Annotated in this window: 17 protein-coding genes; 13 read left to right on the forward strand and 4 right to left on the reverse strand. The window is 61.2% G+C overall.

Annotation, left to right across the window (positions count from 1 at the left end):
* Nucleotide 1: 1 nt before the first annotated feature.
* Nucleotides 2–511, forward strand: coding sequence for a CC0125/CC1285 family lipoprotein (locus CAK95_RS01925; RefSeq protein WP_086086289.1), 510 nt, complete (start codon nt 2–4; stop codon nt 509–511).
* A 209-nt stretch (nt 512–720) separates the two neighbouring features.
* Here CAK95_RS01925 and CAK95_RS01930 read toward each other — a convergent pair whose 3' ends face one another.
* Nucleotides 721–1,134 (reverse strand): NUDIX domain-containing protein, encoded by a 414-nt coding sequence (locus CAK95_RS01930; protein WP_086086290.1) that lies wholly within the window; start codon nt 1,132–1,134, stop codon nt 721–723.
* Between the two features lie 106 nt (nt 1,135–1,240).
* On the opposite strand from CAK95_RS01930, the gene CAK95_RS01935 reads away from it, so the two are divergent.
* A complete protein-coding gene (locus tag CAK95_RS01935; protein ID WP_086086291.1) occupies nt 1,241–1,639 on the forward strand; it encodes a hypothetical protein in 399 nt (132 codons plus the stop codon).
* Nucleotides 1,640–1,667: 28 nt separating this feature from the next.
* Entirely contained in the window at nt 1,668–2,618 is a 951-nt protein-coding gene (locus tag CAK95_RS01940; RefSeq protein ID WP_086086292.1) for a YiiG family protein, read from the forward strand.
* Between the two features lie 17 nt (nt 2,619–2,635).
* On the opposite strand, the gene CAK95_RS01945 is transcribed toward CAK95_RS01940, so the two are convergent.
* On the reverse strand, nt 2,636–3,061 hold the full coding sequence (locus CAK95_RS01945) for a helix-turn-helix domain-containing protein (protein ID WP_086086293.1): 426 nt from the start codon (nt 3,059–3,061) through the stop codon (nt 2,636–2,638).
* 96 nt (nt 3,062–3,157) lie between these two features.
* Between CAK95_RS01945 and CAK95_RS01950 the strand changes: the two genes are divergently transcribed.
* The 6 genes from CAK95_RS01950 (at nt 3,158) to CAK95_RS01975 (ending at nt 6,607) form a co-directional block, all read left to right on the forward strand.
* Nucleotides 3,158–3,649 (forward strand): DUF2938 domain-containing protein, encoded by a 492-nt coding sequence (locus tag CAK95_RS01950; protein ID WP_086086294.1) that lies wholly within the window; start codon nt 3,158–3,160, stop codon nt 3,647–3,649.
* A 66-nt stretch (nt 3,650–3,715) separates the two neighbouring features.
* A complete protein-coding gene (locus CAK95_RS01955) occupies nt 3,716–4,333 on the forward strand; it encodes a class I SAM-dependent methyltransferase (RefSeq protein ID WP_086086295.1) in 618 nt (205 codons plus the stop codon).
* Between the two features lie 122 nt (nt 4,334–4,455).
* Complete coding sequence (locus CAK95_RS01960; RefSeq protein WP_086086296.1) at nt 4,456–4,971, forward strand: CvpA family protein; 516 nt, start codon at nt 4,456–4,458, stop codon at nt 4,969–4,971.
* A 130-nt stretch (nt 4,972–5,101) separates the two neighbouring features.
* Complete coding sequence (locus tag CAK95_RS01965; RefSeq protein ID WP_086091139.1) at nt 5,102–5,350, forward strand: DUF2188 domain-containing protein; 249 nt, start codon at nt 5,102–5,104, stop codon at nt 5,348–5,350.
* A 228-nt stretch (nt 5,351–5,578) separates the two neighbouring features.
* The gene (locus CAK95_RS01970; protein ID WP_086086297.1) at nt 5,579–6,043 is read left to right on the forward strand and encodes a cupin domain-containing protein; all 465 of its coding nucleotides are present in this window, start codon (nt 5,579–5,581) and stop codon (nt 6,041–6,043) included.
* 141 nt (nt 6,044–6,184) lie between these two features.
* On the forward strand, nt 6,185–6,607 hold the full coding sequence (locus tag CAK95_RS01975; RefSeq protein ID WP_183044323.1) for a cupin domain-containing protein: 423 nt from the start codon (nt 6,185–6,187) through the stop codon (nt 6,605–6,607).
* Between the two features lie 128 nt (nt 6,608–6,735).
* Here the strand turns inward: CAK95_RS01975 and CAK95_RS01980 are convergent, their stop codons facing one another.
* Nucleotides 6,736–6,936 (reverse strand): hypothetical protein, encoded by a 201-nt coding sequence (locus CAK95_RS01980; RefSeq protein ID WP_086086298.1) that lies wholly within the window; start codon nt 6,934–6,936, stop codon nt 6,736–6,738.
* 1,223 nt (nt 6,937–8,159) lie between these two features.
* Here CAK95_RS01980 and CAK95_RS01985 point away from each other — a divergent pair.
* From CAK95_RS01985 to CAK95_RS02000, 4 genes are all read left to right on the forward strand, one after another.
* Nucleotides 8,160–8,372: a DUF1059 domain-containing protein gene (locus CAK95_RS01985; protein ID WP_425349664.1), complete on the forward strand. Its 213-nt coding sequence runs from the start codon at nt 8,160–8,162 to the stop codon at nt 8,370–8,372.
* Between the two features lie 327 nt (nt 8,373–8,699).
* Complete coding sequence (ettA, locus tag CAK95_RS01990; protein WP_086086299.1) at nt 8,700–10,355, forward strand: energy-dependent translational throttle protein EttA; 1,656 nt, start codon at nt 8,700–8,702, stop codon at nt 10,353–10,355.
* Entirely contained in the window at nt 10,355–11,125 is a 771-nt protein-coding gene (gene tam, locus CAK95_RS01995) for a trans-aconitate 2-methyltransferase (protein ID WP_086086300.1), read from the forward strand. The genes ettA and tam overlap by 1 nt, the downstream gene beginning before the upstream one ends.
* Before the next feature lie 15 nt (nt 11,126–11,140).
* Nucleotides 11,141–12,376, forward strand: coding sequence for a lytic murein transglycosylase (locus tag CAK95_RS02000; RefSeq protein ID WP_086086301.1), 1,236 nt, complete (start codon nt 11,141–11,143; stop codon nt 12,374–12,376).
* A 100-nt stretch (nt 12,377–12,476) separates the two neighbouring features.
* On the opposite strand, the gene CAK95_RS02005 is transcribed toward CAK95_RS02000, so the two are convergent.
* On the reverse strand, nt 12,477–12,782 hold the full coding sequence (locus CAK95_RS02005; protein WP_086086302.1) for a hypothetical protein: 306 nt from the start codon (nt 12,780–12,782) through the stop codon (nt 12,477–12,479).
* Between the last annotated feature and the right edge of the window lie 161 nt (nt 12,783–12,943).

The following is a 12,943-nucleotide window of genomic DNA, read 5'->3' on the forward strand; positions in this document are numbered from 1 at the left end:
TATGGAACGGCTTGGAACGAAACTACTTCCTGCCATTATCTTCTCGTTTTCGATTGCAGTTTCTGGCTGTGCGACGAAATACCAGGAGACGGGTCTTACGGGTGGCTTCACGGACAAGATGATTGATCAGAACACTGGTATCATCGTGATATCGGGAAATGGATTCACATCCGAAGAGAAGGTCAGATCGATGCTAATGTTACGGGCGTCCGAGATGACCGTTCAGAACGGACATCAACGATTTTCGTTGCTTACAATCGAAGATCAGGCCGCTTTGGATGCACAAAAAGCCGGGAAGCTTCCCGCGTACTTGCGCGAGAAGGCAGCTCGCGAAAATTTCGGACCCAAACTTACGACGACGACCACAACAGTTTTTAGCACCTATGCCACTCTGCCAATCAACAAATCGGGGGGAGGATTCTTTGTGGTCATGTACAAGGGGAACCAAGGCGGCGCGTACGAAGCTGGCCAACTGATAGCAGAACTGAAGCCGAAGCTTGCGAACAACTGAGCGATCAGGAAAGAACGCAACGATTCACGGTAGGTGACGGGCTGCTTCGACGGGAGGGCCGATAGCGAGGCGCAATCGCGCATCCCTCACAGACTGGACATAGAGACGCGATCATATCACAACGCCTCTTCGCACTCCCAGAAGTCACGCGCTTGAAGTTACCGTATGATGCGCAGCGAAATCTGGGACGGTGTTTCGCGCCATAAAAATTATCGTTTTAACCTTCGCATCCTCACCGCATCCCGCACAATCTCATTGTGATCGAACGCGAGTTCAAGCTCGCGCCAGTCAACGCGGAATTGCGCTTCTGTCGCGTCATCGCCGGCTGTCGGCGCGCCGTCCTCGATCACCACAAGATAGGCAATGCTGATGGTGTGGCCGCGCGGATCGCGCTTCGGGTCCGAATAAACGCCGATCAGCCGCAGGTCTTTGGCCGTGAGGCCGGTTTCCTCCAAAAGCTCGCGGCGCGCCGCCGCCTCGGTGGTCTCGCCGTAATCGACAAAGCCGCCAGGCAAAGCGAACTGCCCCGCGAACGGCGGATTGCGCCGCCGGATCAGCAGCAGGCGGTCGCGGTCGTCGAATACGACGCAGTCGACGGTGATGCTGGGGTTCTTGTATGTCATCGCAGCTGCTCTCCTGACTTGACCTGAACGCGTCTCCGGTTGCCATGATGGCATCATTCATTGGCCGCCGCGTGAACCACAACGCTGCGACGAGCGACCATCAGTCATGACGTCCGACCTGGCCCACGCCCGCGCCATTCTCGCCGCCAATAATGTCGCGGCCGAAGGCTCGTTCATGCACGCCATCCATGAGCGCGAATTCTTCGACAAGGAAGCATTCTGGCGCCTCTACGACGCGATGGCCGTGATCGCGGCAACGCCGCCGCGCCGGCGCGGCCGCAACACCCGGAAGAACGCCGCGCGCGTGCAGCGAGAAATCCTCCTGCACGTCATCTATCATCTCAACCCGCGCGACGGAGGCCGCATCGCCGGATTTCCAACCGGCGACCTGCATCTGTGGCTGGAGCGTGTGGGATGGGTTTTCGATCCGGTGGTGCTTGGCGTGACGGGTTATGGCCCGGCCCGCTTCGACGATGATCTTCGGCCTTCGGCCGACGAGTCATGATATGGTTCGGCATTCAAGGAGGCCCTCTATGAATCCGCTTCGTGCTGCTGCCTTCGCCGTCCCGTTTCTCGCGACTTTGCTGGCCATCGACGGCGCGGCCGCGCAGGCCCCCTCATCCACGTCCTCCGCTCCCTCGCTCACCGAAAAACTCAATGCCTATGTCGGCTGCATCAACCGGCTGTCGGAGCGCTCCTATTCGTCGCGCTCGCGCTATTTCAGCTGGGCCAAAAAAAATAGCGGCCCGACTGGCAAGGAGCGGATCATCTACGGCACCTACACCATCTACGACACGTCGGATTGCCGGAAGACGATCGAGAAAGCCAATGCGCTGGAGCCGCGCGATGCCGAACTCGAAGCCGCCGCGTCAGCTTATGCGGATGCAGTCGGCAAACTCGAGCCGCTGCTGAAAGAGGCCGACGACTATTACGCGCAGGAGAATTACAAGGACGACAAGATGGCCAAGGGCAAGGCCCTGCATCCCCGCCTCGTCGCCGCCTGGGATGCGTTCGCCAGCGCCGACAAGGCGCTGCGCAGCGGCGTCGAGGCCATCAACGACAAACGCGCGGCCGAAAAGCTCGCCGCGATCGAGCAGAAGGAAGGCCGCAAGACGCGCTATCATGTCGAGGCGCTGATGATCAACGCCAAGCGCGTGCTGCGCGCGCAGGATGCGGAGAAGCCCGATCTTGCCGCGATCACGCAGGCGCTCAACGACTATGAAAGTATCGTCAAGGCCACCGAGCAGCTATCCGGAGCGGACGGCAATCCCAAGATCGGCTCGTTCTTCATCGGCAATGCCAAGTCATTCCTCACCACATCGAAGCAGCTGATGCGCCGCGTTCGCGACAAGGTGCCCTACAGCTCCGGCGACAGGATGATGCTGAATGCCGGCAGCGGCTGGATGGTCGAAGGCTCACCGCAGCGCCTGTTGCGCGACTACAACCAGTTGATCGACAGTTATAATCGCGGCGTCGGGATTTAAACACGCTCGGCCCGCCGCTACCCCCTGCCCCGCCGCACCGGCGGAGTGAGCCGGCCGGCCCCCGCGAGCCGCAGCATGCGCTGGAATGTCGGGCATTCCATATGGCTTGGCGCCGGACAGACCGCGGCATGGCGAAGTCCGTCGCGCATCGCTGTCAGTTTGCGGATCATGCGATCAAGATCGTCCGCCTTCGCCGTCAGTTGATCACGCCGGATCCGCGGCTTGCCGTCAGGCGCAAACATGGCCGCGATCTCTTCGAGCGAAAACCCCGCGGCGCGCCCCAGCGCAATAAGCGCAAGCTGCTGCATGACGCCCGGCGCGAACAGGCGCCGCAGGCCGCGCCGTCCGATCGACGTGATGAGTCCCTTCTCCTCATAGAAGCGAAGTGTGGAGGCGGGCGTTCCGGAGCGCCGGGCGACCTCGGCGATATCCATGCTTTTCAAGAGCTTGACCTCAAGTTCACTTGAACTTGTATAGTGGCGCTGCCGGTCGCCGAACACAAGCGGCCGAACCGGGCCGGGGGCCGAAGAGAGGCTGAGATGGAGTTTGTTCTCCGCGCGGTACTGATGGGCGTTGGGGCGACGGTCCTGATGGATCTGTGGGCGGTGTTTCTGAAAAGGGCCTTCGCCATCTCGTCGCTCGACTACGCCATGGTCGGACGCTGGCTTGGACACATGGCCGCCGGCCGCTTTACGCATGCGCGCATCGCGGCGTCTCCGGCCATTCGCGGCGAGCGCGCGATCGGCTGGGCGGCGCATTACGCGATCGGGATCATCTTTGCCGGCCTGCTCCTGATCGCCTGTGGACCCGGCTGGGCTCGCAGCCCGACGCTCGGGCCGGCCCTCGCAGCCGGCATTCTGACAGTGGCTGCGCCCTTCTTTATCCTGCAACCCGGTCTGGGGCTTGGCATCGCTGCATCACGGACGCCGAAGCCGAACCTCGCTCGCATTCGCAGCCTTGTTACGCATACCATCTTCGGCTTTGGGCTTTATGGTTCAGCCGAGATCCTTGCGAAAGTCATGCCGCCATAACGAAGACGATCCGAAGGCGCGCACACGATCTGATCACAGACACCGAAAATCTGCAGGGCAACCATCATGACCAACACTTCAGAACTCCAGCACTGGCAGGACCGCTATTCGACGCCGGATTATCGCTTCGGCAAGGAGCCCAACGAATTTCTGGTCCGCTGCAAGCCGCTCTTGCCGCGCAGCGGAAAAGTTCTGGCGGTTGCCGATGGCGAAGGCCGCAACGGTGTCTGGCTGGCCAAACAGGGGCTCGACGTCCTGTCGATCGATTTCTCGCCGGCCGCGCTGGCGAAAGCCCGCGCGCTCGCGGCCGAGAACAAGGTTGCCGTCACTTTCGAGGAAGCCGACGTGCACGCCTGGCCTTATCCGGAAGAGACATTCGATGTCGTCGCCGAGATCTTCACGCAATTCTCGACGCCAGCACAGCGCGAACAAAAATGGACCGGCATGCGGCGCGCGCTGAAACGCGGCGGCCTCTTGATCGTGCAAGGCTATACACCCAAGCAACTGCAATATGGCACCGGCGGCCCGAAGCAGATCGAGCACCTGTATACGCGCGATATGCTGGAACGCGCCTTCGGCGATCTCGCGGATGTCAGCATCGTCGAGGAAGAGCGCGAGATGCACGAGGGCGCCGGACATTCCGGCATGTCGGCAATCATCGGGCTGACCGCGCGAAAACCGTAACGACACGCATGCCGTAACGAAAAGGGCCGGGCTTTCACCCGGCCTTCCCATGATCGCAACACATACCGCCCCCTCATCATCGATGCATAAAAATTTTACGGCTCGCGCCGATAGATGCCGGCATGAATCTCTTCGATGCCGCCATCGTCGCCGCCGCTCTCGTCGCAATCGTCATGGGTTACCGCTCCGGGCTGCTCCGCAGCCTGGCGACGATCTTCGGTTATGTCGCCGCTGCGCCCGTCGCCATCATGCTGACGCCGAAGCTCGCGCCCTATCTTCCCGCGATGATCCCGTCCGCCGGAGAATCGAATGGCATTTTGTTTTTTGTCATCTTCCTCGTCGTCGGCATCGTCATGGCGGCCTTGCTTCGCAGTTCCGTCAGCGCGGCGGTCGGGGAGCATGTCAGCACGCCGGACCGCATCGCCGGTGCCGCGCTCGGCGCCATCCGCATCCTGCTCCTGGCGGTGCTGATGGTGCTGGTCTTCGACCGGCTGGTCTCGCCGAAGCGTCAGCCGGGCTGGCTCTCGCAATCGCAATTGCGTCCGGCTTTGTCTTATCTCGGTCAGCAGGGCGTGCGGAGCCTGCCGCGCGAGGTCACGGCGCAGCTCGACCGATTGAAGAAAGAGCGCGGCTTATAGTCCCAGGACCTCGTCCGCTGCGAGAATTGGCAACAGGCCACACCCGGCCATGCGCCGGTTTCCCCTTGCGTGTGCGGAAGCGGATTTGCAAATCTCCACCAGAGACAACGCAATTCCAGAGGCTGGTTCCATGACCCATCTGACATATCGCATCGTCCAGCATGACGGCGGCTGGGCTTACAAGGTCGGCGATGTGTTCTCGGAGAGCTTCCCGAGCCACGCCGCCGCCCTCAAGGCCGCAAAGAAGGCCGCGCAGGAGCAGCGCGTGCCCGGCCGCACCGAAGTCATCGAGTGGGAGGACGCGGACGGCAAGTGGCATACCGAAACGGCCCCGGGAGGCGACCGACCGGAAACGGACGTAGACGACACCAGAGGCTGAGCGTCCGTCCCGTTTTTGCGCCCGCTGCCTTGTTTCTTTTTTATAAGCGGTAGCGCGACTTTATAAGCGTTAGCGCGACGCATCGCATGCTATCCGGGCGCGATAGCATGATATGTTCTCGTTTGTTCTCGAAGAACGAATCGCGTCCCTTGTTTTTCGTCGATTGCGAATCTTAAGAAAGTGCTGCGACGCGTGAAGACGACAGCAGCGTTCACGAGGAACACGCTTATGGTTGATCGTTTCCTAATCGCCGCGTCCGCGGCGCTTGCGTTTGTGTTCGTTCCACATGCCGTCATCGCGCAGGATGCGCAGCCCGCAGTCAAGACAGAAGGCGGCACGGAGACGAAGGGTTATCCCGCCGTGCCGCTGCTCTCGACCGGCACCACAGTTGTCGGCGAAACGATCCACTATCCATCCGGCACCGCGCATGTGACGGCCTCGATCGTCACGCTCGCGCCCGGCGCGCGCACGCTCGTTCACAAACACGGCGTGCCGATGTTCGCCTATATCCTTGAAGGCGAGATCACCGTCGATTACGGCGCCAAAGGCAAGCGCACCTATCGCCAGGGCGACGCACTGATGGAAGCGATGAACGTCGCGCATTTCGGCGAGAATACGGGCACGCAACCGATGCGCCTGATCGCCGTCTATATGGGCGCGGACAACGCCAAGGATGTCATTCCGGTGAAGTAGACGGATTGTTCTTTTTGCAGATCCGGCGACGCTCAATTCGCCGAGAGTTTGCATCGGACTTTAGCGACTGCACAGACACAAAGAATACGGATAGCAAGCACACTCATCCCGCATTTTATAACCATTGCGGGAAACGTGATCATGGACGTCGTCGCATCCAACAAGCTTGAACGAACCAAGGTGTGGGGACAGGACGATCCTTCGGTCCAATGGGCCGGTGCTTTCGCCGCCTGCGGCGGCAAAGGCGCGACCCAGTCGTCGACGATCGTCTACGAGATCGAGCCGGGCGCACGTCTCGGCTGGCACACCGATGCCACTGAGGAGACTCAGTACATCATCGCCGGGACCGGTGAACTGCATATGGAAGACGGCACCGTCCACCCGGTCGGGCCAGGCAGCATTTTCGTTCTGCCAACACCGATCCGGCATGACCTCGCCAATACCGGCAAGGAAACGCTGCGTGCAGTCGCCTTCTTTGCAGCGGCAATGTTTACGCAGACTTTCGACAATGTGATGATGCCGCCGAAGACGCATGTTCTCGGCACGCCCAATCGCGAAGGCTGAGGAAGACGCCAGCCGCGACAATCATCCCGCTCGACCTCGCGCAGGTGGAGACAGGCGCATCATTCTCCCCAACTTTTCGAATGACGCGCGCCCGATTCGGCAAAAGAACAGGGCCAGCAGAGTTTTGTCTATTCGCGCGGCCGCCCAAGCCGGCGCAGATTGGCGAGCCGCTGCATAGCGGAGCGTTGCAGTTCACCGCGGCGCACGTCTTCGACCAGCGTGCGACCGACAAACGTTGCCGCCTGTTTTACGTCGGCGGCGTTCCCCCGCATCGCCGCGGCGGCACCTTGGCGCATCGCACCGCGACGTTCATTGCAACGGCATCCCATGACACAAGCTCCAGACAATGATTTCAAACCAAAAATCAACAGATCAAAATCGGCGAGGTCAGATCGCTATGGCGTCATCATCTACGATCTTCGAGACAAAAAGCAACACGCCGGCGCTATCTCGCTGCCTCACCACACAAGTCCATCAACGGTTTCCAAATGCTGTGGTGATGTGCCAACACTTGCTTTCGCATGAAGGACACATCATCCCGCTGCGGTTCGGCAAGAAACACTTTGTTTCACCGGCTTTTTTGCATGCCCCGTCCGCTAGCGATAGACGCCCCGCGTTGTCACGCGCAGCCGCGACGGCGGTAAAGGATTCGTTTCGATCGGCGCACCGTTTTGCACGATGGCAGGGCCGCACCGCCGTTGCATAGGGTGAGCCAAGCGCAGCAAAGCCCATCATCTTCATGCCGCCTGACATATGCGATGAATTTCGCGGATCAGCGCGCCGGACAAGGTACGGCTCGTTGCGCGCCGTTGTTTTTGCGCAGTCCTACCCCAGCCGCCGCTCATTCCCGCCAACGGGCCGCGCTCGCGCGCGCCCGATAACAAGCTCTGGCGGGAATCCAGAATGCATCCGAACGAACAGTGCTCGTGGCTCTGGATCCCCGCCTTCGCGGGGACGAGCGGTTGTGGGGACATTTTGCCGAGACAACCAACCAAGCGACGACCCGCCAAACATCCCGCTTGACATCCTCCCCGAGTTATGATTTTTTTCCTATATCCCGTCCCGCTGAAGGGGCGTTTCATGAGCGTCGTGAGACGCGGGGCGGGGAGCGGTGGCCGTGCGGCGGGCAGACGTAACCCGCTGTGCGGTCGGTTCAAGCCGCGTCCCGCCAGGCTAGCTGCCCGGCGTTTCGGTGGAGGAACGTCCACTGGGGACGATGGAGCAGACCGTCAAACACCGCGCGCGGAACGCCGGAGTCTTTTCGGCGGTTCGTGGTGCTACCAATCTCATGCGCTTACTCACATCGCGCATGGGGCCATGGGCTGGCCAGAAAGCCCGGCGTTCCGCGCGCCCTTGCGCAAGCAAGGGAAGAAGCTGCGGTTTGGAAGACGGGCGCGCCCGCGCCGCTAAACAACAGGGGCGTCTCGCCATGCCCGACGCCCGCCCGTCTCTCGCAATCGCTGTTCAACCCGCAAGCACAGGCGTAAAATGCACCACCGGCCGACAGACCGGACATCCGACGCAGATCGTTCAACCGTCACAGGAGGAACTGATGCGGAAATTCATCGATTGCCGCGCCTTCCCGAGCGAAATGAATTGCACGGTCGCGCTCAGCGCCGACACTGAAGGCGAATTGCTGGAAGCCGCCGCGCAGCATGCGGTCGCGGTTCACGGCCACACTGACAATGCCGAATTGCGGGACATGCTTCGCAGCATCATGCAGGACGGCACGCCGCCGCTCGAAGCGCCGCAACGCGCCGCCTGATATGTTCACCCTCCCACTGAAGTCGCATGTTTGCGACTTCAGTCCATGCGAGGTCCCAGGTCGGAAACATCCGACTTGGGCTGGGGGAGGGTCGGCGCGTATCGAACGCAGGTGAGATACGAGCCGGGGTGGGGTGAGTTTTGAAAGCAAGTCACCCCACCCCGCTGCTCGCTTCGCTCACAGCGACCCTCCCCCTCCAGGGGAGGGTAAGACCCCGCCTTGCCCTTTTCCGGCTCCGCCGTTACTTAAGCCCCGCATCTCCGAAAACATCGCAAAATCCGGCGCTCCACCGCGCGGAACGCATCCGCCCAGAGGGTTCTCACCGAAATGAACGGCCGCCAATTCATCTATTTCATGCAGGGGCTGACCAAGGTCTATCCCGGCAACCGCAAGGTGCTCGAGAATATCCACCTGCAGTTCTATCCGGACGCGAAGATCGGCGTACTCGGCGTCAACGGCTCGGGCAAATCGACGCTGCTGCGGATCATGGCCGGCATCGATACCGACTATTCCGGCGAAGCCTGGGTCGCGGACGGCGCACGCGTCGGCTACCTGCCGCAGGAGCCGCAGCTCGATCCCGACAAGACCGTCCGCGAGAACGTGATGGAAGGCGTCGCCAAGCAGAAGGCGATCCTCGACCGCTACAACGAACTGGCGATGAACTACTCGGACGAGACCGCGGACGAGATGACCAAGCTGCAGGACGAGATCGAGGCGCAGGGCCTGTGGGATCTCGATTCCAAGGTCGACCAGGCGATGGATGCGTTGCGCTGCCCACCGGATGATGCCGACGTGACATCGCTCTCCGGCGGCGAGCGGCGGCGGGTCGCGCTCTGCAAGCTGCTGCTCGATGCCCCGGAATTGCTGCTGCTCGACGAACCGACCAACCATCTCGATGCCGAAAGCGTCGCCTGGCTGGAAGGTCACTTACGCAACTATCCTGGCGCGATCCTGATCGTCACCCACGATCGCTACTTCCTCGACAATGTCACCGGCTGGATTCTCGAGCTCGACCGCGGCAAGGGCATTCCCTATCAGGGCAATTACACCTCATGGCTCGGCCAGAAGCAGAAGCGCCTTGCGCAGGAGGGCCGCGAGGAAGAATCGCGCCAGCGCACACTCGCCGCCGAACAGGAATGGATTTCGGCGTCCCCCAAGGCCCGGCAGGCCAAGTCCAAGGCACGCTTCCAGCGCTATGAGGATCTGCTCAAGAAGGCCGGCGAAAAGCAGACGACGACGGCGCAGATCATTATCCCCGTTGCCGAACGGCTGGGGCAGAATGTCGTCGACTTCGAGGGTCTCACCAAAGGCTTTGGCGACAACCTCTTGATCGACAATCTCACCTTCAAGCTTCCGCCCGGCGGCATCGTCGGTGTTATCGGGCCGAACGGCGCCGGCAAGACCACGCTGTTTCGCATGATCACCGGCCAGGAGCAGCCGGATGGCGGCACAATCAAGATCGGCGAGTCCGTCCATCTTGGTTACGTCGATCAGTCGCGCGATGCACTGGATGGCTCCAAGACCGTCTGGGAAGAAATTTCCGGCGGCGTCGATCAGATCCTGCTCGGCAAGAAGGAAGTGAACTCGCGCGGCTATTGCTCGGCGTTCAACTTCAAGGGCGCCGACCAGCAGAAGAAGGTCGGGCAGCTCTCCGGCGGCGAGCGCAACCGCGTGCATCTTGCCAAGATGCTGAAATCCGGCGCCAACCTGCTACTGCTCGACGAACCGACCAACGATCTCGACGTCGATACGCTGCGTGCGCTGGAAGAGGCGCTGGAGGATTTCGCCGGTTGCGCCGTGATCATCAGCCATGATCGCTGGTTTCTCGACCGCATCGCGACCCACATGCTCGCCTTCGAGGGCGATTCACATGTTGAATGGTTCGAGGGCAACTTCCAGGAATACGAGGCCGACAAGATGCGTCGGCTCGGCACCGATTCCACCATCCCGCATCGGCTCAAGTACAAGAAATTTGCGCGCTGATGGCAGACTGGAACGCGCAGCAATATCTCAAATTCGAAGATGAGCGGTCGCGCCCGGCGCGCGACCTGCTGGCGCAGGTTCCACTCACTCAAGCCGGGAAGATCTTCGATCTCGGCTGCGGGCCCGGCAATTCGACGCAATTGCTGGCGGAGCGTTTCCCGGATGCGGCGATCACCGGCGTCGATTCATCGCCGGACATGCTGCGGCAGGCGCGCGAGCGTCTGCCGCATTGTTCTTTCGTTCAGGCCGACCTGAACGACTGGTCGGCACCGGACGACACCGACCTTCTTTTTTCCAATGCCACTTTCCAATGGTTGCCGGACCATGTCGCCGTACTGCAGCGGCTTCTGAAGACGCTGAAATCCGGCGCCATCCTGGCGATGCAGGTCCCGGATAATTGGGACGAACCGAACCATGTCTGGATGCGCGAACTGGCCAGGGAAGAGCCGTGGGTGAAATTGCTGCCGCCCAATCCGCGCGACCGCATGAGCCTGCCATCGGTACACGACTATTACGATCGCATCCGCCCGCATTGTGCGCGCATCGATATCTGGCATTGCATCTATGAACATGTGTTGGATGGTCCCGAAGCGATCGTCGAACTGGTGAAAGGCACTGGCCTTCGTCCCTTCATCGATCCGCTGCCGCCGGAGCAGCGTCAGACCTTCATCGAGGCCTATACGGCGCGGATCGCGGCCGCCTACCCGCTTCAGATGGATGGCAAAGTGCTGCTCCGGTTTCCCCGTCTGTTCATGGTCATGGCGCGTTAGGGAGACGGCTTACCAATGATAATCCAGATCGTTGTTCGCCTGTGTCTGGTGCTGTCGGTGGTCGCCGCGGGTGGTTTGCCGGCGCACGCGCAGAGCGATGCCAACTTTCAGAAATTCCTGCAATCGCTGTGGCCGGATGCGCAAGCGATGGGCGTCTCGCGCAGGACGTTCGATGAGGCAACCCGCGGGCTGAAGTTCAACCAATCGCTGCCCGACCTCGTCATTCCGGGGAAGCCGAAGGAGGCGCCGCGCGGACAGGCGGAATTCGAGCGCACGCCGGCGCAATATCTGTCGGAATCATCGCTCGCCCGATTGACGGCACAGGGACAGAAGCTCGCCACCGAGCACAAGGCCACATTGGCTGCGATCCAAAAGCGCTTCGGTGTGCCGCCGCCCGTTGTGCTCGCGATCTGGGGACGCGAAACCAATTACGGCAACGTCAAGCTGCCCTACAACACGATCGAGGTGCTGGCCGCTCAAGCCTATATGGGCCGGCGCAAGGAGATGTTCCGGCGCGAATTGCTGCTGGCGATGAAAATCCTGGAGGAGCAGCATGTCGCCTTCAAAGACATGAAGGCATCATGGGCGGGCGCGATGGGACACACGCAATTCCTGCCGACCGATTTTCTCAAGTATGCGGTGGATCAGGACGGCGACGGCCATCGCGATATCTGGACCTCGGTCCCGGATTCGCTCGGATCGGCGGCGAGCCAGCTTCTCGCCAAGGGCTGGGATCGCGGCAAGCGCTGGGGCTTCGAAGTGCGCCTGCCTGCAAATGTCGATTGCTCCATTGCCGAGCCCGATACCAAGATGACGGTCGCCGAATGGATCAAGCGCGGCTATGCGCCCCTGACCCACAAGCCGACTCGCGAGGAACTTGGCGAGGAAGCTTCATTGTTTCTGCCAGCCGGCCTGAAAGGGCCGGCGTTCCTGACGCTGAAGAATTTCTACGTGTTCAAGGGTTATAACTTCGCCGATCTCTATGCGCTGTTCGTCGGCCACCTCTCCGATCGCATTGCCGGCGGCAAAAACTTCGCAACGCCATGGGGCAAGATCGAACAGGCGCGATCCGACTATATCGAGACAATCCAGCGGCACCTGACCAAGGCCGGTTTCTACAGCGACAAGATCGACGGCAAGGCCGGGATGAAAACGCGCTCCGCGCTCGGCGCCTGGCAGAAGGCGGCGGGCCTGCCGCTGGATTGCTGGCCCTCGCGTGCTCTGGCCGAGCAGATGCAGGCGGCTCGATAGCACCATGCCCGAACACGCATTGCTCACAGCGCATCTTTCAAATGAAAAATCCGGCGAGCTTTCACCCGCCGGATTTTTTGAAGATCAGGTTTGGTGTGGATCAGTTACACACCTGGACGCGACGCACCTGCCAGTAATAACCATCCCAGTAGCGCTGCTTCACCCAGCGGCAAGCCGGTCCATAATAGACCGGGGCCGGAGCGTAATAGACCGGAGGCGGCGGTGGCGGGGGAGCGTAGTAATAGGGAGCCGCTGCCGCGCCGATGATCGCGCCGGCGGCAAGACCGCCAAGCACACCGGCGGCGACTGCGCCGCCACGGTTGCGAGCATCCGCCTCGCTTGTCACCGCGACCATCGAGCCCGCGATCGTCAACGCGGCGACGAGCGCGATAAACCATTTCCTCATGAACGTTCTCCTTCTGGGGTGCGGCTGGGGAACCGGTCGGATTCGCAGCCCGAGGTTGCAGCCTAGCTACAAAATCTTACCCGACCTAGGGTTCCACGCTATTTTGTCGCAAATTTGATAGTGTCACTGTCCCGCCGATAGCGCAGGAGAGAAAAGCGCTG

The sequence above is a fragment of the Pseudorhodoplanes sinuspersici genome, from assembly GCF_002119765.1.
Classification (GTDB): Bacteria; Pseudomonadota; Alphaproteobacteria; order Rhizobiales; family Xanthobacteraceae; genus Pseudorhodoplanes; species Pseudorhodoplanes sinuspersici.

Excerpts from the sequence above, each read along its gene's own strand:
- ettA (WP_086086299.1), top strand. The coding sequence starts at position 8,700 with ATGAACGGCCGCCAATTCATCTATTTCATGCAGGGGCTGACCAAGGTC.
- CAK95_RS01950 (WP_086086294.1), top strand. The coding sequence starts at position 3,158 with ATGGAGTTTGTTCTCCGCGCGGTACTGATGGGCGTTGGGGCGACGGTC.
- CAK95_RS01980 (WP_086086298.1), bottom strand. The coding sequence starts at position 6,936 with ATGGGATGCCGTTGCAATGAACGTCGCGGTGCGATGCGCCAAGGTGCC.
- CAK95_RS01955 (WP_086086295.1), top strand. The coding sequence starts at position 3,716 with ATGACCAACACTTCAGAACTCCAGCACTGGCAGGACCGCTATTCGACG.
- CAK95_RS01975 (WP_183044323.1), top strand. The coding sequence starts at position 6,185 with ATGGACGTCGTCGCATCCAACAAGCTTGAACGAACCAAGGTGTGGGGA.
- CAK95_RS02005 (WP_086086302.1), bottom strand. The coding sequence starts at position 12,782 with ATGAGGAAATGGTTTATCGCGCTCGTCGCCGCGTTGACGATCGCGGGC.
- CAK95_RS02000 (WP_086086301.1), top strand. The coding sequence starts at position 11,141 with ATGATAATCCAGATCGTTGTTCGCCTGTGTCTGGTGCTGTCGGTGGTC.
- CAK95_RS01940 (WP_086086292.1), top strand. The coding sequence starts at position 1,668 with ATGAATCCGCTTCGTGCTGCTGCCTTCGCCGTCCCGTTTCTCGCGACT.
- CAK95_RS01965 (WP_086091139.1), top strand. The coding sequence starts at position 5,102 with ATGACCCATCTGACATATCGCATCGTCCAGCATGACGGCGGCTGGGCT.
- CAK95_RS01970 (WP_086086297.1), top strand. The coding sequence starts at position 5,579 with ATGGTTGATCGTTTCCTAATCGCCGCGTCCGCGGCGCTTGCGTTTGTG.
- CAK95_RS01935 (WP_086086291.1), top strand. The coding sequence starts at position 1,241 with ATGACGTCCGACCTGGCCCACGCCCGCGCCATTCTCGCCGCCAATAAT.
- CAK95_RS01985 (WP_425349664.1), top strand. The coding sequence starts at position 8,160 with ATGCGGAAATTCATCGATTGCCGCGCCTTCCCGAGCGAAATGAATTGC.
- CAK95_RS01960 (WP_086086296.1), top strand. The coding sequence starts at position 4,456 with ATGAATCTCTTCGATGCCGCCATCGTCGCCGCCGCTCTCGTCGCAATC.
- CAK95_RS01930 (WP_086086290.1), bottom strand. The coding sequence starts at position 1,134 with ATGACATACAAGAACCCCAGCATCACCGTCGACTGCGTCGTATTCGAC.
- CAK95_RS01925 (WP_086086289.1), top strand. The coding sequence starts at position 2 with ATGGAACGGCTTGGAACGAAACTACTTCCTGCCATTATCTTCTCGTTT.
- tam (WP_086086300.1), top strand. The coding sequence starts at position 10,355 with ATGGCAGACTGGAACGCGCAGCAATATCTCAAATTCGAAGATGAGCGG.